At 53.7% G+C, this 20,266-nt stretch carries 16 protein-coding genes; 13 read left to right on the top strand and 3 right to left on the bottom strand.

Going from position 1 to position 20,266, the window contains the following annotated elements:
* The first annotated feature begins 10 nt into the window (after nucleotides 1–10).
* Complete coding sequence (locus ACE6ED_RS22190; RefSeq protein WP_410829607.1) at nucleotides 11–1,573, top strand: glycoside hydrolase family 3 protein; 1,563 nt, start codon at nucleotides 11–13, stop codon at nucleotides 1,571–1,573.
* Nucleotides 1,574–1,584: 11 nt separating this feature from the next.
* Complete coding sequence (locus ACE6ED_RS22185) at nucleotides 1,585–2,517, top strand: N-acetylglucosamine kinase (protein WP_410829606.1); 933 nt, start codon at nucleotides 1,585–1,587, stop codon at nucleotides 2,515–2,517.
* Between the two features lie 95 nt (nucleotides 2,518–2,612).
* On the opposite strand, the gene ACE6ED_RS22180 is transcribed toward ACE6ED_RS22185, so the two are convergent.
* The gene (locus ACE6ED_RS22180) at nucleotides 2,613–3,821 is read right to left on the bottom strand and encodes a GNAT family N-acetyltransferase (RefSeq protein WP_410829605.1); all 1,209 of its coding nucleotides are present in this window, start codon (nucleotides 3,819–3,821) and stop codon (nucleotides 2,613–2,615) included.
* 431 nt (nucleotides 3,822–4,252) lie between these two features.
* Between ACE6ED_RS22180 and ACE6ED_RS22175 the strand changes: the two genes are divergently transcribed.
* The 7 genes from ACE6ED_RS22175 to ACE6ED_RS22145 all read left to right on the top strand — a co-directional run bounded on the left by ACE6ED_RS22175 (nucleotide 4,253) and on the right by ACE6ED_RS22145 (nucleotide 13,128).
* Nucleotides 4,253–6,622, top strand: coding sequence for a PEP/pyruvate-binding domain-containing protein (locus tag ACE6ED_RS22175; RefSeq protein ID WP_410829604.1), 2,370 nt, complete (start codon nucleotides 4,253–4,255; stop codon nucleotides 6,620–6,622).
* Nucleotides 6,623–6,667: 45 nt separating this feature from the next.
* Nucleotides 6,668–7,267, top strand: coding sequence for an acyl-CoA-like ligand-binding transcription factor (locus ACE6ED_RS22170; RefSeq protein WP_410829603.1), 600 nt, complete (start codon nucleotides 6,668–6,670; stop codon nucleotides 7,265–7,267).
* A 389-nt stretch (nucleotides 7,268–7,656) separates the two neighbouring features.
* The gene (locus ACE6ED_RS22165; protein WP_410829602.1) at nucleotides 7,657–9,588 is read left to right on the top strand and encodes a BglG family transcription antiterminator; all 1,932 of its coding nucleotides are present in this window, start codon (nucleotides 7,657–7,659) and stop codon (nucleotides 9,586–9,588) included.
* A 124-nt stretch (nucleotides 9,589–9,712) separates the two neighbouring features.
* Nucleotides 9,713–10,051: a PTS lactose/cellobiose transporter subunit IIA gene (locus tag ACE6ED_RS22160; protein WP_410829601.1), complete on the top strand. Its 339-nt coding sequence runs from the start codon at nucleotides 9,713–9,715 to the stop codon at nucleotides 10,049–10,051.
* 1 nt (nucleotide 10,052) lies between these two features.
* The gene (locus ACE6ED_RS22155) at nucleotides 10,053–10,361 is read left to right on the top strand and encodes a PTS sugar transporter subunit IIB (RefSeq protein ID WP_410829600.1); all 309 of its coding nucleotides are present in this window, start codon (nucleotides 10,053–10,055) and stop codon (nucleotides 10,359–10,361) included.
* Between the two features lie 3 nt (nucleotides 10,362–10,364).
* Entirely contained in the window at nucleotides 10,365–11,687 is a 1,323-nt protein-coding gene (locus tag ACE6ED_RS22150) for a PTS sugar transporter subunit IIC (protein WP_410829599.1), read from the top strand.
* Nucleotides 11,668–13,128 carry a glycoside hydrolase family 1 protein gene (locus tag ACE6ED_RS22145; RefSeq protein ID WP_410829598.1) on the top strand — a complete coding sequence of 487 codons (1,461 nt, stop codon included), beginning with the start codon at nucleotides 11,668–11,670 and terminating at the stop codon, nucleotides 13,126–13,128. Before ACE6ED_RS22150 ends, ACE6ED_RS22145 begins: the two co-directional genes overlap by 20 nt.
* Here ACE6ED_RS22145 and ACE6ED_RS22140 read toward each other — a convergent pair.
* Both ACE6ED_RS22140 and ACE6ED_RS22135 read right to left on the bottom strand, forming a co-directional pair.
* On the bottom strand, nucleotides 13,125–13,301 hold the full coding sequence (locus ACE6ED_RS22140; RefSeq protein WP_410829597.1) for a hypothetical protein: 177 nt from the start codon (nucleotides 13,299–13,301) through the stop codon (nucleotides 13,125–13,127). The two genes, ACE6ED_RS22145 and ACE6ED_RS22140, sit on opposite strands and share 4 nt — an antisense overlap.
* 16 nt (nucleotides 13,302–13,317) lie before the next feature.
* Nucleotides 13,318–14,148: a TerC family protein gene (locus ACE6ED_RS22135; RefSeq protein WP_410829596.1), complete on the bottom strand. Its 831-nt coding sequence runs from the start codon at nucleotides 14,146–14,148 to the stop codon at nucleotides 13,318–13,320.
* Nucleotides 14,149–14,773: 625 nt separating this feature from the next.
* Here ACE6ED_RS22135 and nifB point away from each other — a divergent pair.
* From nifB to nifK, 4 genes are all read left to right on the top strand, one after another.
* Nucleotides 14,774–16,168 carry a nitrogenase cofactor biosynthesis protein NifB gene (nifB, locus tag ACE6ED_RS22130; protein WP_410829595.1) on the top strand — a complete coding sequence of 465 codons (1,395 nt, stop codon included), beginning with the start codon at nucleotides 14,774–14,776 and terminating at the stop codon, nucleotides 16,166–16,168.
* Between the two features lie 6 nt (nucleotides 16,169–16,174).
* The gene (gene nifH / locus ACE6ED_RS22125; RefSeq protein WP_410829594.1) at nucleotides 16,175–17,041 is read left to right on the top strand and encodes a nitrogenase iron protein; all 867 of its coding nucleotides are present in this window, start codon (nucleotides 16,175–16,177) and stop codon (nucleotides 17,039–17,041) included.
* A 216-nt stretch (nucleotides 17,042–17,257) separates the two neighbouring features.
* A complete protein-coding gene (nifD, locus tag ACE6ED_RS22120; protein ID WP_410829593.1) occupies nucleotides 17,258–18,718 on the top strand; it encodes a nitrogenase molybdenum-iron protein alpha chain in 1,461 nt (486 codons plus the stop codon).
* Nucleotides 18,715–20,256: a nitrogenase molybdenum-iron protein subunit beta gene (nifK, locus tag ACE6ED_RS22115; RefSeq protein WP_410829592.1), complete on the top strand. Its 1,542-nt coding sequence runs from the start codon at nucleotides 18,715–18,717 to the stop codon at nucleotides 20,254–20,256. Before nifD ends, nifK begins: the two co-directional genes overlap by 4 nt.
* The last annotated feature ends 10 nt before the right edge of the window (nucleotides 20,257–20,266 follow it).

The raw sequence follows: 20,266 nt of genomic DNA, 5'->3' as shown, positions 1-20,266 counted from the left end.
TGAGCAATGGATGAAAACGATAGAGCAAATGAGCTTGCGCGAGAAAATCGGGCAGATGTTCGTAACAGGGTTTCCTTCAACGGAAATTTCCCCCGAGCTGAAGGAAGTTATTGAGCAGTATAAAATCGGCAACATTATTTTATTTTCACATAATGTCGACAATAAACATCAATTGGGCGGGCTAGTAGCAGAGCTGCAGCAATGGTTCACCACCCATACAGGCATCCCGGGGTTTATAACTATTGATCAGGAGGGCGGGCGGGTTACCCGAATGCCCAAGGACGCGACAAATGTAGCCGGAGCCATGGCAATTGCCGCTTCAGGACGCCCTGAAAATGCTTATGCAGCAGGCCGAATAACCGCCAGAGAATTAAAAGCATTAGGCATTAATTTCAATCTTGCGCCCGTGATGGACGTGAGCAATAATGCTTTGAATCCGGTGATTAACGTCCGTTCTTACGGGGATTCTGTTGAGACCGTAGCGCAGTACGGGATTCAAATGATGAAAGGTTTGCTCGATGGAGGGGTAATGTCCTCGCTGAAGCATTTTCCGGGTCATGGGGATACCAGTGTCGATTCGCATATAGGCTTGCCTGTGATTAATAAAACGGTTGAGGAATTAGAGCAGCTTGAGCTGCTGCCGTTTAAGGCTGCAATTGCGCAAGGTGCCCAGGCCATCATGAGCGCACATATTTTGTTTCCGCAAATCGATAAGTCCGGTGTGCCGGGAACGATGTCTTATCCGATTATTACAGAGCTGCTCAAAGAGAAAATGGGATATAACGGGCTGGTGGTATCGGATTGCTTGGAAATGGATGCGATTAAACGTTATTACGGGACCGCTCAAGGAGCATTGGGAGCCATTAAAGCAGGTATTGATCTGGTGTTCATCAGTCACACGCCTGCAGCGGTTAAAGAAGCGGTTCATTTCATAGAAGAAGCTGTGGCGTCCGGCGATTTGGATGAAGCGGTTATTGATGCGGCGGTGGCCAAAATTTTAGCCTATAAAGCGCGGTATGCGGTTATTGAGGAGCCGGATTACGAGGTGGTTGGCTGCGGGGTTCACCGCCGGGCGAACGAGCTGATGCGTACGGAAACGATTTGCCGTATTAAAGGTGAAATCGAGCCTGTTCAAACAGGTACCAAGCAGGTGCTGTTTATGGGCTCCCATTCCTATCGGACCGATCTTGCCTCCAGCAGCGTAAATCAAGAACTTAGTTTTCCCCAATATATGGGTGAGTATTTTGATACAGCGTATGAGATGATCGGTATTGATCCGGACGAGGAGCAAATTAACGCTGTCCTGCAAAAGGTTGAAGGGTACAAGCATGTTATAATCGGGCTGTTTAATGCGCGTGAAAATACAGGCCAGCTGGCGCTTGTACAGAAGCTGTTGGCAGCAGGCTGTAAAGTGACGGCTATTACATTAGGCCGGCCTTATGATTTAGCTTTAATCGAAGGCGAGTTCTGCGGCATTGCAGCATTTGAATATTCCCTGGAGGCATTTAAATCCCTTATTCCCATCCTGAATGGTGAGATAACACCGGCTGCCAGCATTACGATTCAGCTTTAGGGGGCATAAGTATGGCGTTTATTGTAGGAATTGACGGGGGCGGCACCAAAACAGCTGTTACCGTTGCTCAAGATGATCGGGAAGACGTTTTATTAACCTTTACGGTAGGGCCTATTAATTATAACGGCGGTCACGCTGAGGCTATTGCAGCCTCCTTTAAGGAGATTTTTAACCGAACAAAGCGCTGCTGCACCAATTTAGAGGAAGTTACTCATGTCTGTATCGGAGCGGCAGGAGTAAGCAATCCGGCAGTAGCCCGTTTTTTGGAGAAGCAGGTGAGAGATAACGGTTATATGGGGCCTTTAACGATTACCGGTGATCAGGAAACAGCATTGTATGGAGCACAAAATGCGATGCAGGGCATTATTCTTATTGCCGGTACAGGCTCCATTTGCTTTGGGGTGAATGAAAAGGGAGAACGGCATCGCACGGGAGGCTTTGGCCATTTGATTGACGATGAGGGAAGCGGATATAGCATTGGGCGTGATCTCTTGTCCATCCTGGTTCAGGCAGAGGACGGAAGAAAAGCGGATACGATGATTCCGGCGCTGGTATACGAACAGCTTGGGCTTGCCAGTGTGCAAGAAATCATTGGTTTTGTCTATCACAAAAACACAACAAAAAAAGATATTGCAGCGCTCGCCCCGGTTATGACGAAGGCATGCGAGTTGGGGGACGCCCTGGCGCTAAAGCTTGCGGAGCAATGCGCAGCCAGTCTGTTTGAGCTTGCGGCGCCTGTTATTGAACGGCTGAAATTATATGAAATCCCAATTGCAACTGCCGGAAGTGTACTGCAAAAGTCCCGTTTTGTAAGAGATGCATTAGAGCGGAAGCTTGCCCAAAGCTACCCGCAGACCAAGCTGATTATGCCTGTTCATAATGCAGCTTATGGTGCTGTTTTGCTTGGGAAATCAAAAATGATGAACGGGGAATCACTGGCATAAAGCAAAAGAAGGGTGTGTCATAAGTCCGGCAGTTTTGGACTTACGGCACACCCCTTTTTTATAAATAAAGCAGCTGCCGGCCGAAATGAACCGGTTTAGAACTTGTCGGTTAAATAAAACACGGCCTGCTGTTTCGGGAACAGGGCTTGCAAAATACCGGCATGTTCGGCCACATCTTCAGCTGTGCCTTCCCCAGGATAACCGAATAAGATATAGGTGATCAGATTACGTTCATCCACTTCGATCGAGACATAGGAGCCGGCAGGAATATCCCCGGAAACGGAAAGCCGCTTGTGACGGTAATCCAGGCAGATCCGGTCCTCTCCGCATTGCAGCACTATAACCAGCTCTTGATTTGCCGTCAAATCATTACCGTTTAGGCGGCACTCCAGTTCTGGCTGAAGCTTGCGGAATGTAGAATGCAGATTGATCATTTTCCACATCGCCATATGGATTGGAACGGGCTTCGCCTGATGCTGCTGATAATAGGAATATAACTTATGATCCTCCGGCAGCATCGCTAGGATTTGCTTGGCATTCGGGCGAAGCCGGCATAATTCATGAAACAAGTATTCAATACCATCCGCTGCTTCATCCAAATAGAGGAATTCGTTGATAAACACCTGCTCGGTGTCCTTTTTTTCAATAATGCCATAAGCCACAATTTTATTATTTTGCCGAAGCAGCAGACAGTCCGCTTTTTTCCATTCCGGCCAGTGTATCAGATCATTCCAGTAGGCTTCACTACGGACTACGGTATAGGTGCGATTTTGATTAAATTGTTCATAGATATAGCGGATATCCTCAAGATAACGGGGCTCAAAAGGAATCATTTCGTAACCGTCCGGCTGCTCGCCGCCCGGCTGTTTCTCTACAGCGTAAGCAGTCTCGGGAATAAGTCTCCAGCCGGCTTTCTCATAAAATGCATGTTTACTGGCCAGAAGTAAACTTATATCATAACCGGTTTCTTTCATATACTCCGTTTGTGCGGCAAGAATTTTGTGAGTAAGTCCCATGCCGCGATAATTTGGATCCGCAGCGACGCTGCCCATTGCACCCGTCTGCAAAACCGCTTGGCCTGCTCTGATGGAAAGCGGAAAGATTTGAACATTGGCAGCGATTTTGCCGTCGACCGCCGCAAACCATGTAGTAGCCGGATCATAGGTGCTGTCGAGGTCTAATCTTTCCTGGAAAAAAGCCCGTCCTACGGAAAAACATTCCCCTAAAATATCGTAAATTTTTTCAAGCTGATCTCTGGTGGGCCGGTTCGTTACGATGATGTTTCTGCCTGAAGCTGTTGTCATCTTTCATTTCCTCCTGCGTCGCCGTGTTAGGACAAATTTTAATGAGACGGATAAACGGGTGCATTAGGTTGAAATTTTTTATCACATATAGATCTTAATATTGAAAATAATTTTCGTCAATAAACCTCTATAATACCTAATCAGATCGCCAATAAAACTAAATCATGGGGCACTCCAAGTTAAAAAAGAAATGACAACCTGCAAATGAAAAAGGAAGACATCCCACCCGCGGATGTCTTCCGTTTTTTGTTGGGAAATAAATCAGCGGGTATGTGGCCGGTGATTCTTACAAGATGTAGATATCGGAGTAACAAAAAGGATGAAAGGCATTTTTCCAATTCTTATCACTATGAAGCTTTAATGAGCTAAAATATTGATATAAAGTATCAAATAATATATAGTTCCATTATGTAGAGGGAAGGGGATTGAAAATGGATAAGTCTAGAAGTGTTCTTAGCTTTAGGGAAATGGTGCCGGAGGATTACAAGTTTGCGGGAGGCAAAGGGGCGATGCTTGCCCGTTTATATCAGCAGGGTTATCCGGTGCCGGAAGGATTTGTTGTATTTCCGGTGGCGTTTGAAGGAGAAAATGTAGCAGCTCTAGCGTGGGATAAAGTGGTTGTCAAGCTGCAAGCCATCCGCAAAAAGCACGCCGGAGCGCTATTTGCAGTCCGTTCTTCGGGTCTCAGTGAGGATTCAGCGGCCGCCTCGTATGCCGGAGAGTTCGAGACAGTGTTGAATGTAGAGACCGACGAAGAAGTACGCCAGGCGCTTGGCACAGTCATTCAGTCTGTGCATACGGAAAGAGTACAAGTGTACAGTTTAGTTCAAGGCATGGATGCGGCGCACCGGATGGCAATTGTCGTGCAGCTGATGGTTCCGTCCGAAATCTCGGGTGTGCTGTTTACCGCTGATCCCATTACAGGCAGCCGTGCGGTTTTGCCGGGGAATTACGTATTGGGATTGGGAGAACAGCTGGTATCCGGTGAAAGCAATGCCAGTTCGTTTACCCTGACAAGACCAGGAGGAAGGTATAACGGGCCCCGGGAATTTAGACGATATGCCGCGCGGCTGTACAAGTACGCCTCAAAAATTGAGAAGGAACTGGGGTCTCCCCAAGATATGGAGTGGGCTGTTGCCGGAGGGAAGGTTTACCTTCTGCAGACAAGGCCGATTACGACTTTAAGTCCGGGCAACCGGGAAGTGTACGCCGTCAACGACTCCTTAACCGGAGATTATGTATGGACAAATTATAATGTGGGCGAATCCATAGCCGATGTATGTACTCCCTTGACCTGGTCGCTGCTGCGGTCTTTGGATACGGAGCACGGTATTCTGCCGGGACAATACATGTTCTCCGGAAATATTTGCGGACGAGTATACGCGAATGTTAGTCTGTCAGTATCGATGTTCTCCGCTTTAGGGCTCAGCATTAAGCCTATTCTTAAAAAAATGAGCCGTGTGTTTGGTGTGATCCCGGAAGGAATGAACGTGCCGGTTTACCCTTACTCCAAGCGGGAACTACTGAAGACTGTTTTGCCTAAAATGGTGTACAGCATGAAACGGACCAGGGAAGCGGTCCGGACGCTGCCGCAGCATTTGAAGGAGACGCCCGAATGGTGCGGAACAATGGATACCAGGCTGCGGGAGGCCAGATCGGCGGATGATCTGCTGCGCTTATGGAACGAGGAGCTGTGGCCGCGTAATATGCGGGCTATGTGGTCCGGACTGGAGGCGCATGCGGCAAAAATGCAGCAATCTGAGAAGTTCCTCAAGAAACTGAGCCGGCTCGTTGGCGAAGAGGACGCGCATACTCTGCTGTCCAATGCCGGAGGCGGCACGGAACTGGAGAGTTTGGGGCCAATGACTGGAATTTCCAGAGTCGTCAAAGGGAAAATGAGCCGAAGCGAATATATGCTGAGATACGGTCACCGCGGTCCGCATGAATTCGAATTGTCCATTCCGGGTCCGGCTGAAGACGAGTTGTGGCTGGATCAGCAGATTGCCGAGTACTGCAAAGCGCCGCTGAATGCGGAAGAGCTTCTGCAGCAGCAAATGGCGCGCGCCAAAGAGGCCTGGGAAAGGTTGAAACGCCGGTATCCGCAGAGAATCAAAAGGCTGGCCGGACAAATAACCGATGCTGCGGAGGGGCCCCGCGTGCGGGAGGCGGTCCGCTCGGAATGGACAAGAACGTTCCGGCTCAACCGGACTTTTGCGCTTAAGGCAGGAGAGCTCGCGGGAGTTGGGGACGATGTTTTTTTTCTGTATCTGGATGAAATCCTGGGTTGGCTTGCCGGAGGACCTCTGCCTTACGCAAAGGATCTCTCCATGCGAAAAGAAATGGTGATTAAGTATAAAGGGCTGCCGCCGCTGCCTTCCGTCATCCGGGGACGGTTTGATCCATGGACATGGGTAAAAGATCCTAACCGCAGGCTCGATTATTACGATGCTTCTGTGAAAACGGACGTTCCGGATGGCGATACCCTAAAAGGGTTTGCCGGTGCTGCCGGGCGGATTGAAGGCAAGGTTCGCGTTCTGGCTTGTCCGGAGGAAGGCCACCAGTTGCTGCCGGGGGAAATTTTGGTCGCCTCGACAACGAATGTAGGGTGGACGCCGCTGTTTCCCAGATCGGCCGCCATTATTACCGACATTGGCGCACCGCTGTCCCATGCCGCGATTGTTGCCCGGGAACTGGGTATCCCCGCGGTTGTGGGTTGTGGCACGGCCACCTCCAGACTGAAGACAGGGGATCATGTGCTGGTTGACGGCGGGCAGGGTCTTGTGTTAATTAGAAAGGATTGACGTCGCCAGAGAGGGAATATCCAAGAGAAAGGGGAGAGCTAGCCGATGGCTTCAGAAGACCGGCCAAAGCTGGGGCTGCGTGAACGCAAAAAAGCCAAGACGATGGCGGAGGTGCAAAAACACGCCTTGCGGCTGTTTCGCGAGCAGGGGTACAAGGCGACTACTGTGGAGCAGATCGCCGAAGCCGCGGAGATTTCATACAGCACTTTTTTTCGTTACTTTGCCAGCAAAGAAGAAGTATTGACGCATGACAACTATGATGCGCTGCTGATCAACACCTTTGAGAAGGAACCTTCCGGGATCAGCCCGCTTCAAGCGCTGAAACATGCGATGTTGTCCGAAATTGCCAATATGTCGGAGGAGGAGCTGGAAACTATGCGCGAGCGGAACCAGCTGATCCGCTCCATTCCGGAATTGTGGTCGAGGGCGGTTAATAACATGACTGGAATGATGCAGCTGCTTGCCGAGCTGATAGCCAAACGTACCGGACGGCAGCCTGATGATCTTATGGTTCGGGCGCTGGCTGGCGCCATAGTAGGCGTTAATATTTCGGTCATGCTCCATTATGCGGATCATCCGGAAGCCGATTTTGCTGCAGTGCTAGGGGAGGCGCTGACTGCGCTGGAGCAGGGCTTTCCGCTGTAAGACAGTCCGTATGAGAGACGTTTCGCTCAGCTGTTCCGTTAAACGCTGCTGATGCGGACGTGTAAAAACAAATAGGGTTTAGTAATGTGCCGTAATCCCATTGTTTGGATGAACTTGGGAGAACGGCACATTATTTATTCCCGGGGTCCCGGATTACGTTCATTGTGAATGCCAATAACATTAGGTAGGGTTATCTCTTCCGGCCCAGTCCTAAAGATTCCTTCAGGCGGAAGTTTGCGGTTTATAGCGAATCATCCGCAACCGCGTACTTTCTGCCGTTCCAAACTGCAGAATCCAAACTGTTCACTTAATAGCGCTTTCAAGTAAGATGGGTACATAACCAGCTGCGTTGCTTTACCCCGATACTAGTATCGAAAACGAGGGATATCATGAGGGAATACACCATAGTTCATCTGCTGCACCGGCGCAAAGTTCCCGTCAAAATGAACGAATTGACCGCGGAGCTCGGCTGTTCGGAACGGACGGCCCGGAGTGCAATCCGCGCCCTGGAGAAGACAGGCGGCAAGCACGGCTTCCGGATTCAAATGGTCCGCGGCCAAGGTTATCTGCTGGTGGTCGACCGGGAATCCGATTTTCAGGACTATCTGGAGCAAGGAACGGAGCGGCTCGAGCAGGTGGATCTCGATAACAAAACCTCCAGACAGCGCTACCTGCTCCGGACGCTCCTGCAATATGACAGTTATCAGCCGATGGACCGGCTGGCTGAAGAAATCGGCGTCAGCCGGTCCACGATCATCTCCGATTTGAAGGAGGTGGAGCAGCGGCTGGCGGCTTTCCGGCTGAACCTCAGCCGCAAGGCGCATTACGGGATGAAGGTGGAAGGGGACGAAAAGGATTTCCGCAAAGCGTTTTCCCACTTCGTGCTCCAGTCTTCCGGCGAACGGGGGCAGGCGCTGCAGCATACGGAGGATTTTCGGGCTTATGCCCGGGAGTTCGATACGGCGGGCCTCAAAAACTACCTGCTGGGTCTGCTGCGCGAAAAGGAATTGAAAATTACCGACGTGTTCCTGGACAACCTGGTCAATCACTTGTTCATTTTGCTCTACCGGGTGTCCAAGCGGAACTTCATTGTCTCCGGCCAGGCAATGGCCGCTGCCCCCGAACCGCTGTACCGGACCATCGCCTGTGGGATCGCGGAGTGGATCGAAGCCCGGTACGGAATCCAGCTGCCGGAAGACGAAATCAATTACCTGGCGGTGCACATCTCGGGCAAAACCGTCATGGAGCGCATGTCGGAGCAGACGAAAGCGCATTTGCGGTCGGGCATCGGTTCGATTCTGGAGCGGCTGGATGCGGAGTTCCTGACCCGGTTCAGCCAGGACGAGGAGCTGCGGGAAGCGCTGACGCTGCATATGTTCCCGCTGCTGAACCGGCTGTACTACAATCTCCAGCTCGGCAACCCGCTGGTGGAAGACGTGTACAGCCAATACGCCAACGTATTTCTCATTTCCTTCCGGTTCGCAGAAATCGTTGAAGAACGTTACGGCTTCCGGATGTCGCGGGACGAAGCGGGTTATGTCGCCTTGCATTTCGCCACTCATCTGGAGCGCATGCAGCAGCGGAACCTAGAGAGCTACAAGCGGATTGCTGTCATCTGCTCAACCGGGGCGGGCAGCGCGCATTTAATCCGGCTAAAGCTGGAGGCGCTGTTTCCCAAAGCATCGGTGATCACGGCATCTGCATCGGAGGTGCAGGAGATCGTTGCCCAGCCTGTGGATCTGATTCTGACGACTGTCCCGCTGGAGACGGAAATTGCCCGCAAGCCGGTCATCCACATCAAGCAGCTGCTGGACGACCAGGAGATTCAGCGGATCAAAGAGGTGCTGTCCCTGCAGATCAACCGCGAGCAGCCTTCTTTTAAACTGATGGATTTTATGGAGCTGTTCCGCGAGGAGCTGTTCCACTTGAGTGGACCGGACGATTATACGGAGCTGTTAATGCAGCGCTGCCGCGAAATTGTGAATCACGGATACGGCGCGGCCGATTTTCCCGAGCAGGTGCTGTTCCGCGAACATAAATTTACCACGATCTACAAAAACGGGGTTGCCGGCCCGCATCCGATGCGGATGAGCGCGATTCGGGACTGCATCAATGTGACACTGCTGAACAAACCGCTGCTGTATGAGGGGAAGCCGGTTCAGCTGATTTTTGTCATCAACCTGAAGCCAGGCCAGCTGTTTCTGCATAAGGAGATCAGCAAGCTGCTGCTGGTGCTCATGGAACGGGAAGAAAGCCGGAACCGGCTGCTGTCGGTGACCAGCTACGCCCAGTTTATTGAAGAGATCGGGAGGCTGCTGTGACCCCTGCGGTCCTGCGCTGCCGCTAATCTCGAAATGCGCAGGTTTGGCCCGCGTCTGCCGGTGATTTTTTAAATTCGACTCAACTAACTATACAAAAAAACAGAGATACGGAGTGGAGACAACCATGGATTATGAACAAACGGTCATGCAAATTATCGCAAGCAGCGGAGAAGCCCGCAGCCTCAGCCTCAAAGCGGTGCGCACGGCGCGCACAGGCGATCTGGAAGAAGCGGACAAGATGATCAAAAGCGCAAAAGAAAGCCTGACCAAGGCCCACAAGGTGCAAACCGGACTGATCCAGGCGGAAGGCCGCGGGGAAAAAACGGAGATCACGCTGCTGATGATTCATGCGCAGGATCATTTGATGAATGCCTTGACCGTGCGGGAAATGGCGGTCGAACTGATTGAAGAAATCAAGGAACGCAAAACGCTGGAGCAAACCCTGAAAGGATCGGTGAACTAAGATGAAGAAAATTTTGCTTGCCTGTGCAGGAGGCTTTTCGACAAGTATGCTCGTGGAACGGATGAAGGAGGCGGCCCGCGCCAAAGGAATTGAAGTGGTCATCGACGCGGCGGCCGAAAGCGATATCGCGGATCAAAAACCGTTTGACATTATTATGCTCGGCCCGCAAATGGGGCATGCGGAAGGCGAATTGGCCGCGGAGTATCCGGACATTCCGGTTACAACCATCGACATGGCGGATTACGGGATGATGGACGGAGATAAAGTGCTGGCGACAGCGCTGGATCTCATGGAGAAAAAGGGGGTCTAAATCATGGCAGGCGGCGCGGAGTGGAGAGCCAAGATTCAGAAAATAAGCACCAAAGTACAGAAAAACACCTATATCAGCGCAATTTCCAACGGATTGATGGCGCTCATGCCCATCCTGATCCTTGGAGCGATTTTTTCGCTGATCAATGCGCTGAAGCTGGAGCCGTACCAGAACTTTCTGGTCAGCTCCGGACTTAAAGACTACACCTCCCTTCCCGCAACGGTAACCACCGACGTCATTGCGCTGTATGCGGTATTTTCTATCGCTTACAATTTTGCGGTCCAGCATAAGCAGCAGGGCTTCTCCGCCGGCATTCTCGCGCTGATGAGCTTCCTGCTCGTCACGCCGAAAGGTATGCTGGATGATGGAGCAACCGTGGCGTACGGCTATTCCTGGCTGGGGGCGAAAGGACTGTTTGTCGCGATCATTCTCGCGCTTGTGGTTGGTAAAGTGTACACTTTTGTCCTGGAGAAAAAATTCTACATTAAAATGCCGAAGGGCGTTCCGCCAACTGTCGAAAAATCGTTTGCGGCGCTTACGCCGGGTTTTCTCGTAGCGGTCCTGATGCTGATCCTTGCGGCCCTCTTTTCGGCCACGAAATACGGCAACATGCACGAATTTGTGTTCTCGATTATTCAGTTGCCGCTTACAAGCCTTGGCGGCACATGGTGGGCGATGCTGATCTGTATTTTTGTCATCCATCTGCTCTGGTTCTTCGGCGTTCACGGCACACTGGTTGTCTATTCCGTAGTTGGACCGATCTGGGTAGCGCTTGGACTTGAAAATCTTGAGGCTTACCAGCGCGGAGGCGAAAGCATTCATATCATCGGTTCCCCGTTTTTCCCTGTATATGTGCTGCTTGGCGGGGCGGGGGCGACGCTTGGGCTGGTGATCGCGATGCTGTTCGCCAAATCGGCCCGTTACAAAACTCTTGGCAAACTGGCGTTTATCCCCAGCCTGATTGGCGTTAACGAACCGCTGATCTTCGGGATGCCGCTGGTGCTGAACGTCCGGCTGATGATTCCGTTTATCCTTGCGCCGCTCGTCAGCAGCGGTCTGGCGATCCTGCTCACCTCGCTCGGCATCTTGCCGGTGCTGCACGGTATTCAGGTGCCGCTCGGCATTCCCGTGCTGGTCAACGGCTGGATGAACGGAGGCTGGCGCGTCAGCGCATTCCAGCTTGTCATGATCGGCGCAAGCTTCTTGATTTATTACCCGTTCTTCAAAAAAGCGGATGCCGACGCCCTCGCACAGGAACGTCAGGCGGAAGAAAAAGCATCCGCGGCGGACAAAGGAGGGCTCGCCAATGCACAGCCCGTTTCCTGAGCATTTTTTATGGGGCGGCGCGGTTGCGGCCAATCAGGTGGAGGGGGCTTATAACGAAGACGGCAAAGGCCTCTCCACCGCCGATGTGGTGAAATACTGCCCGCCGGAAGAGCGTAAAGGCCTGGAGCAGCTGCTGGCAATGAGCGGACCACAGCTTGCGGCGGCAATCGAAGACCAAGGGGAAGGCAATTACCCGAAGCGGCGTGGCATCGATTTTTACCATCGGTACAAGGAGGATATCGCTTTGTTTGCGGAGATGGGCTTCAAAGTCTTCCGGCTGTCGATTTCCTGGCCGCGGATTTTTCCAAACGGAGACGATTCCGTTCCAAACGAAGCCGGACTGCGCTTCTATGATGAGGTGTTCGATGAGCTGCACAAACATGGCATTGAACCGCTGGTGACGTTGTCCCATTACGAAATGCCCGTGCATCTGACGACGAAGTATAACGGCTGGGAATCACGCGAGCTGGTCGGGCTGTTCGTCCGCTATGCGGAAACCGTGTTCGAGCGGTACCGGAATAAGGTGAAATATTGGCTGACTTTTAATGAAATCAACTGTACGCTGAAGGCGCCGTTCCTTGGGGCGGGTATTCTGCTGGACGGCAAGGACAATCCGAAGCAGGTGGCGTTCCAGGCGCTGCACCATCAATTTGTCGCCAGTGCGCTGACGGTTAAACGCGGACGGGAAATCAATCCCGGGTTCCAGATCGGCTGTATGCTGGCCCGTAAGCTGGTTTATCCGTATACGTGCCATCCAGCCGATGTGCTGAAGGCGCAGGAAGAAAACCAGATGGCCCAGTTCTGCTCCGATGTACAGGTAAGAGGTTATTATCCTTCCTACATCCGCCGCCACTTAGAGCGCTACGGCGTCCAAATCGAAATGCAGCCGGGTGACGAAGCGGTGCTGCGGGAACATGTCGTTGATTTCCTTTCTTTCAGCTATTACATGTCCTCCGCGGTCAGTGTAAAAGAGGAAGCGGGGGCGACGACGGAAGGCAACTTAACCAAAGGCCTTGTTAATCCTTATCTGGCATCCTCCGACTGGGGCTGGCAGATTGACCCGATCGGCTTACGGGTAGTGCTGAAAGAGATGTACGACCGGTATCAGATTCCGCTGTTCGTCGTGGAGAACGGTCTGGGCGCAGTCGATGCGCTGGAGCCTGATGGTACGATAAACGACGATTACCGGATCGACTATTTCGCCAAGCATATCGAGCAGATGGGCGAAGCGATCGCCGACGGGGTGGACCTGATGGGCTATACGAGCTGGGGCTGCATCGATTTGATCTCCGCATCGACTTCTGAGATGCGGAAGCGGTACGGCTTCATTTATGTCGACCAGGACGATGAAGGCGGAGGAACACTGCGGCGCATCCCCAAAAAAAGCTTCTACTGGTATCAAAAAGTGATCGCATCCGGCGGCGCGGATCTGAGTTATTAAAGCAGGCGCTGCCGGTAAATGCCGGCGCGGACGGCGGCGTGGCCAGTAATGATCGCGTGGTCAGTAAACGGCGGTGTATACAGCACATGCCAACGGATATAGCAAATGCCGGCGCGGACGGCAAAAGAGCCTTCCCAAGGTCGAATGACCCGGGAAGGCTCTTTGTCATGCATGCGGCTAAACGCCGGCTTATTTGCCGAGCTGCTTATCCACTTCTTTTACAGGATTTTCACCTTCATGCGATTTGTCCTTCTTGCCGCTCATAAACCAGCCGATCAGGGCAATCAGCACCAGGACAATGTAGAAGGTCGTCTTCCAAGGCGTACTGTGGGCAAACGATTCCGGAATTACGCCCAGGGAATGGTGCGCCAGCGTAATGACCGCGAGTTTGACGCCTACCCAGCCTACGATGACAAAGGCGGCAACTTCCAGACCCGGACGCTCATGCAGCAGCTTGACGAAAAACGAAGCCGCAAAACGCATGATGACAAGACCGATAAAACCGCCGGTGAAGATAACCAGGAACACGCCGCCGTCGAGACCGCCGATATTCGGCAGACCGCTTGGCGGAAGCGCGACAGCCAGAGCCACCGCGGCAAGGATGGAGTCGACGGCAAAAGCGATGTCCGCCAGCTCGACCTTCAGCACTGTCATCCAGAAGCCCGATTTTTTCTTATCCACGGCTGCTTGCGAGCCGCTTTCGGCGGCGTCTTCGGTGACTCCCTTGCGGGCCGCGACTACTTTGCGGATAATGTGGTTAAAGGCGATAAACAGCAGGTAAAGCGCGCCGATGGCCTGTACCTGCCAGATATCCACCAGGAAGGAAATAATAAAGAGCGAGCCGGCCCGGAAAATAAATGCTCCGAACAAACCGTAAAACAGCGCTTTCTTGCGCTCCGCATCCGGAAGATGCTTAACCATGATCGCGAGTACCAGCGCGTTATCGGCGGCAAGCAGGCCCTCCAGCCCGACAAGCACGACCACAACCCACAGGTATTCCATCAATAAACTGAAATCCATTGATTGTCCTCCCCAAAAATGTATTTTGCTACAAACGCGGTCGAGCTTCCCTTTAGGATGACCCAAATCTATATAAAAAAGACCTTTACCAAACAAATCAAAACCCTGAATACAAGGTTGATCTGAATGGTAAAGGTCTCGCTAACAATGGGTGATTGCCAATAAAGCCGGAGAATCTCGAGGGACGCTCGTATTGACGACTTTATTTAACAGCTACTCCCCTTTACGGGTATGAAATTATCCAAAGTGAAGACTCGCGAATTGCCTAGGAAGATCATATATTAGTTGATTTTAATTGTCAACAAATGAATTTGAAACCGGAACATCAGATAATCAGGATCTTTTTACCAAAAGTCCAAGCGGACGGTGCAGCCGTTCCTTGGACTTTTTTGTGTTGGAAACGGAAACATGGGATGTAAATGTAAGTAAAAGTTACATAAAAATTGACGGAAATGAAAACACGCTGCAAATCGGCTGAAAATGAGTGGAAACTTAATTGACGCTAAAGGCTGATAAAAATATGATGGGGATAAATCACAGCTTGATAAGAAATGTATGTGTTAGAAATAATTACATTAAAGTGCAGGGTGCTTGCCCGGCCGAATCAGGAGGTGGGAAACGAAACATGAGATCGCGTCAGCCTTTTCAATCACCGGATACGGCGGATGCCGTAAGCCGCCATCCTTGCTACAGCGAGGAAGCGCACCGGTATTTTGCCCGCATGCATCTGCCCGTCGCTCCCGCCTGCAACATTCAATGCAACTACTGCAACCGCAAGTTTGACTGCGTGAACGAAAGCAGGCCCGGCGTGGTCAGTGAAGTACTGACGCCGGCCGAGGCGGAACGCAAGGTAAAAGGCGTCGCGGCCCAGCTGCTGCAGCTGTCGGTGGTCGGAATTGCCGGGCCTGGTGATCCGCTGGCGAACAGCGAACGCACCTTTGAGACGTTCGAGCGGGTCAGGCGACACGTGCCGGATGTTATGCTGTGCCTCAGCACCAATGGCTTGACTGTTTACCGGCATGCTGACCGGATTGCAGAGCTCGGAATCGGCCATGTGACGCTCACGATTAACGCCGTTGATCCCGAAATCGGGCGCGAGATTTACCCTTGGGTCGTTGATGAGGGGAAACGGTATGAAGGAAAAGAGGCCGCGGAGCTGCTGCTCTCCCGTCAGCTTCAGGGACTTGAAGCGCTGGTTTCGCGGGGAGTGCTGGTCAAAATCAATTCCGTGCTGATCCCCGGCGTCAATGATAAACATCTTCCCGAAGTGTCGAAAGTGATCCGGAAACTCGGCGCGGCCGTCCACAATGTCACCCCGCTCATTATCGCGCCGGGCAGCCGCTATGAAGCGGAAGGGCGTAGGGCTCCCCGGCCCAAGGAGCTTTACCGCATTCAGGAGGAAATCGGCCGGGATGGCCTGCGGGTCATGCGGCACTGCCGGCAGTGCCGTGCGGATGCGGTCGGCCTGCTTGGCCAGGACCGGAGCGGCGACTTCACTTTGGCGGACCTCCCGGCGGATCCGCAGCCCGATCCGGACGCCCGGAGGAAATTCCAGGAGGACCTGGACACACGCATCCGCCAGCGGATTGCCGCCAGGCAGTCCCGCTGCGGACCGCTCCCGATGGAAGGGAAGCGGGCCCCAAGCATCGCCGCCACCCGCGTCGCCGTTGCCACCCGGGGCGGCGGCAAGGTGAACCGGCATTTCGGCCATGCGACCGAATTTCTTGTCTACGAGTCCGACGGTTCTTCCATAAAGCTGCTCGGCGTCCGGAAGATTCAGGCTTACTGCGTCGGCACCGCTGACTGCAACGGCGATAAGGAAGCGACGCTTCAGGAAATCTGTTCGCTGCTTGGCGACTGCCGGCTGCTGCTCTGCTCGGGCATAGGCGCCGCGCCGCGGGCCGCGCTGAACCGGGCGGGAATTCTGCCGCTCGTCCGCAAAGGCGAAATTGAAGAACAAGTGCTGGAATCCGTGAAGTACAACCGATATTTTGACCCCATTCCCGTATCGAAAGGATGATCCATTATGCGTCAAATCGCGTTTTACGGCAAAGGCGGCATCGGAAAATCAACCACGTCCCAGAATACGCTTGCTCAGCTGGCAACCAAGTTCGGCCAGGATATTATGATCGTGGGCTGCGATCCGAAGGCGGATTCTACCCGGCTTATTTTGAACACAAAAGCCCAACAGACGGTGCTTCATCTGGCCGCCGAACGCGGTACGGTCGAGGATTTGGAACTGGAGGACGTGGTGCAGCAGGGCTTCGGCGGCATCCTGAACGTCGAATGCGGCGGACCGGAGCCGGGAGTCGGCTGCGCGGGCCGGGGTATTATTACGGCGATTAATTTTTTGGAGCAGCAGGGGGCATATGAAGGCCGGGATTTCGTCTCCTACGATGTACTCGGCGACGTAGTTTGCGGCGGGTTCGCGATGCCGATCCGCGAGAACAAGGCCCAGGAAATCTATATCGTCTGCTCCGGCGAAATGATGGCGATGTACGCAGCCAACAATATCGCCCGCGGAATTCTGAAATACGCAAACAGCGGCGGCGTCCGGCTTGGCGGGCTGATTTGCAACAGCCGGAATACCGACCGGGAGGATGAGCTGATTACGGAGCTGGCCCGGCGGCTGAACACGCAGATGATTCATTTTGTGCCCCGCGACAATGTGGTGCAGCACGCGGAGCTCCGCCGCATGACGGTGGCCCAGTATAACCCGGATCACAAGCAGGCCAAGGAATACGAAATTCTGGCGGACAAAATCCTTCATAACGACATGCTGACCATCCCGACGCCGATTTCCATGGAGGAGCTGGAGGATCTGCTGATGGAGTTCGGCGTCATCGAAGACGAAGAAACGACGCTGCAGAAGCTGCAGGCTTCGGGGCAATAAAGTGGCGAAAGGATTGGACCGGGCGGTGTGCCGGACAGCCGGGCGGTTGGACACAGATATAAGCTGCTGCTGAAAAACAGGCCGGCCTCCGGGTTTGCCGCAAAGCCGCGCTGCCCGGGTCCGGTCGGCCGCAACAAAATGTCCGGGACCGGTTAACCGCACAAATGCCTGGGACCGGCCCGCCGCCACAAACACATGGATAAAGGAGGGATCACGATGGGACTGAATGTGGAAGCGAAGCAACAGCTGGTGGAGGACATCCTGGAAGCCTACCCCGAAAAAGCGCGCAAAGACCGTCAAAAGCATTATCAGATCAACACGGCCGAGTCCGTCAGCTGCGGCACCTGTACGCTGAAATCAAACATGAAATCCCGTCCGGGCGTCATGACCATCCGGGGCTGCGCCTATGCCGGCTCCAAAGGGGTGGTCTGGGGCCCGATCAAGGATATGGTGCATATCAGCCATGGCCCGGTCGGCTGCGGCCAATACAGCTGGGGCACGCGGCGCAACTATGCAAGCGGGACGCTTGGCATCGACAATTTTACCGCTATGCAGATTACAAGCGATTTTCAGGAAACGGACATCGTGTTTGGCGGAGACAAAAAGCTGGAGACGATCTGCCGGGAGATCAAAACGATGTTTCCGCTCGCCAAAGGCATCTCCATCCAATCGGAATGTCCGGTCGGCCTGATTGGCGACGATATCGAAGCAGTCGCAAAAAAAATGTCCAAAGAGCTGGACATTCCCATCGTTCCCGTGCGCTGCGAAGGCTTCCGCGGCGTCAGCCAGTCGCTTGGCCATCACATCGCCAATGATGCAATCCGCGATTTTCTTATGGGCAAAAAGGAGCTCGCCGATTCCGGCCCGTACGATGTGAACATTATCGGCGACTATAATATCGGCGGCGACGCTTGGGCCTCGCGGATTTTGCTGGAAGAGATGGGACTGCGCGTGATCGCACAGTGGTCGGGGGACGGCACAATCAATGAAGTGGAGATCGCCCACAAGGCGAAGCTGAATCTGATCCACTGCCACCGCTCCATGAACTATATGGTGACTACGATGGAGAAGGAATACGGGATTCCGTGGATGGAGTACAACTTTTTTGGACCAACCAAAACGATTGAAAGCCTGCGCGCCATCGCCGCCCGGTTCGACCGGACGATCCAGGACAACTGCGAGCGGGTGATCGCCAAATACAAACCCCGCATGGATGCGGTCATAGCCAAATACAAACCCCGGCTGGAGGGCAAAAAGGTGATGCTGCTGATCGGCGGGCTGCGCGCGCGGCATACCGTTGGCGCTTACGAGGATCTGGGGATGGAAATCGTCGCAACCGGCTACGAATTTGCCCATAAAGACGACTATGAACGGACATTCCGGGAACTGCCGGAAGGCACCATAATATACGACGATCCGTCCGCCTACGAGCTGGATGAATTGGCACAGCGCCTGGACATCGACCTGATGGGTTCGGGCGTCAAGGAAAAATACGTCTACCACAAAATGGGCATTCCGTTCCGGCAGATGCATTCCTGGGATTACAGCGGACCGTATCACGGTTTTGACGGTTTTCCCATCTTTGCAAGGGATATGGATATGACCGTAAGCAGTCCGGTCTGGAATCTGCTGAAGCCTGCTGAGGCTGGGGCGGCAGTGAAGGAGGCGGGAGCATGAGCGACAGACTGGAGATTCCCGACAGCGGCACCCTGTTCCGGCAGGAACAGTACACAGCCCAAAGGGAGAGCAAAAAGGCGTTTGAAGCTCCCTGCGCCGAAGAAGCGCTGGAGGAGGCGTTGGCGTATTCGAGGACTGCCGAATACCTCGAGCAGAACTTCGGCCGCAAGGCGGTGGTCATTAATCCGCACAAGGCGTGCCAGCCGCTTGGCGCGGTGATGGCGGCGCTTGGATTTGAGAAGACGCTGCCGTTTGTTCACGGTTCGCAGGGCTGCACAGCGTATTTCCGCAGCCACTTGAGCCGGCATTTCAAAGAGCCGACACCCGCTGTGTCCTCCTCCATGACCGAAGACGGCGCTGTATTTGGAGGCATGAGCAACCTGATCGACGGGCTGCAGAATGCCGTGGCGCTCTACAAACCGGAGATGGTCGCCGTCTCCACGACCTGTATGGCGGAGGTCATTGGGGACGATCTGCAGGCTTTTATCTCGAATGCCCGGCAAAAGGGTGCGGTTGCGCAGGAAATGCCGATTCCTTACGCCAACACGCCGAGCTTCGCGGGATCGCATATCTCTGGGTATGATGCCATGCTGAAGTCGATTCTCTCCACGCTGTTCGCCGCTGCCGGCCGGCAGGCTGTTCCGGGCGGCGGCGGACTGAGCGGGGAGAAGCTGAATGTGCTGATGGGGTTTGAGCCGTACACCGGCAACTATGCCGAAATGCGCAAAATCCTGGATGCATTTGATACCGGCTATACCTTCCTCGGCGATCACAGCGGGAACTTCGATTCCCCCGCGACGGGCGAATACCGCTATTACTACGGCGGGACGAAGCTGGACGATGTGCCGAAGGCGGCTTCGGCGCTGGGAACGCTGGCCTTGCAGAAATATACGCTGAAAAAAACGCTGGAATATACAGCCGGCGAGTGGAAGCAGCAGACGGCCGCGTTTTCGGCCCCGATCGGCATAACGGCGACGGACCGGCTGCTTGCAGCCATCGGAGAGCTGACCGGCCTGCCGGTTCCGCAGCAGCTGACCGAGGAGCGGGGGCGGGTGGTCGACGCGATGACCGACAGCCATCCGTACCTGCACGGCAAACGGGTGGCGCTGGCCGGCGATCCCGATCTGCTGATTGGACTGATCGGTTTTTGCCTGGAGCTGGGGATGGAGCCGGTCCACATCGTGTGCTCCAATCCGGAGAACGGCTTCAAGGAGGAAGCCGAAGCGCTGCTTGCCTCCAGTCCTTATGGCGCGGAAGGCAAAATTTATGCCGGCAGCGATCTGTGGCATATGCGTTCCCTGCTAATCATGGATCCGGTAGATTTTGCCCTTGGCAGCTCGCATTTGAAATTTGCGGCCAAAGACGCCGGCGTGGAGCTGGTCCGTATCGGGTTCCCATTGTTTGACCGCCATCACCTGCACCGCTATCCGGTCATCGGTTACCAGGGTGCGCTGAATCTGCTGACGGTTCTCGTCAATACCGTGCTGGACCGGCTGGATAAAGAAAACGACGGGTATAACTTCGATCTGGTGCGTTAGGCCGCTGAAT

The sequence above is a fragment of the Paenibacillus nanchangensis genome, from assembly GCF_046543445.1.
In the GTDB taxonomy this organism is placed as follows: Bacteria; Bacillota; Bacilli; order Paenibacillales; family Paenibacillaceae; genus Paenibacillus_AQ; species Paenibacillus_AQ nanchangensis.
Note: the sequence above shows the minus strand (reverse complement) of the source record. Positions and strands in the feature narration are given on the sequence as shown.

Coding starts and splice junctions, on each gene's coding strand:
- ACE6ED_RS22190 (WP_410829607.1), top strand. CDS start 11: ATGAAAACGATAGAGCAAATGAGCTTGCGCGAGAAAATCGGGCAGATG.
- ACE6ED_RS22185 (WP_410829606.1), top strand. CDS start 1,585: ATGGCGTTTATTGTAGGAATTGACGGGGGCGGCACCAAAACAGCTGTT.
- ACE6ED_RS22180 (WP_410829605.1), bottom strand. CDS start 3,821: ATGACAACAGCTTCAGGCAGAAACATCATCGTAACGAACCGGCCCACC.
- ACE6ED_RS22175 (WP_410829604.1), top strand. CDS start 4,253: ATGGATAAGTCTAGAAGTGTTCTTAGCTTTAGGGAAATGGTGCCGGAG.
- ACE6ED_RS22170 (WP_410829603.1), top strand. CDS start 6,668: ATGGCTTCAGAAGACCGGCCAAAGCTGGGGCTGCGTGAACGCAAAAAA.
- ACE6ED_RS22165 (WP_410829602.1), top strand. CDS start 7,657: ATGAGGGAATACACCATAGTTCATCTGCTGCACCGGCGCAAAGTTCCC.
- ACE6ED_RS22160 (WP_410829601.1), top strand. CDS start 9,713: ATGGATTATGAACAAACGGTCATGCAAATTATCGCAAGCAGCGGAGAA.
- ACE6ED_RS22155 (WP_410829600.1), top strand. CDS start 10,053: ATGAAGAAAATTTTGCTTGCCTGTGCAGGAGGCTTTTCGACAAGTATG.
- ACE6ED_RS22150 (WP_410829599.1), top strand. CDS start 10,365: ATGGCAGGCGGCGCGGAGTGGAGAGCCAAGATTCAGAAAATAAGCACC.
- ACE6ED_RS22145 (WP_410829598.1), top strand. CDS start 11,668: ATGCACAGCCCGTTTCCTGAGCATTTTTTATGGGGCGGCGCGGTTGCG.
- ACE6ED_RS22140 (WP_410829597.1), bottom strand. CDS start 13,301: ATGCATGACAAAGAGCCTTCCCGGGTCATTCGACCTTGGGAAGGCTCT.
- ACE6ED_RS22135 (WP_410829596.1), bottom strand. CDS start 14,148: ATGGATTTCAGTTTATTGATGGAATACCTGTGGGTTGTGGTCGTGCTT.
- nifB (WP_410829595.1), top strand. CDS start 14,774: ATGAGATCGCGTCAGCCTTTTCAATCACCGGATACGGCGGATGCCGTA.
- nifH (WP_410829594.1), top strand. CDS start 16,175: ATGCGTCAAATCGCGTTTTACGGCAAAGGCGGCATCGGAAAATCAACC.
- nifD (WP_410829593.1), top strand. CDS start 17,258: ATGGGACTGAATGTGGAAGCGAAGCAACAGCTGGTGGAGGACATCCTG.
- nifK (WP_410829592.1), top strand. CDS start 18,715: ATGAGCGACAGACTGGAGATTCCCGACAGCGGCACCCTGTTCCGGCAG.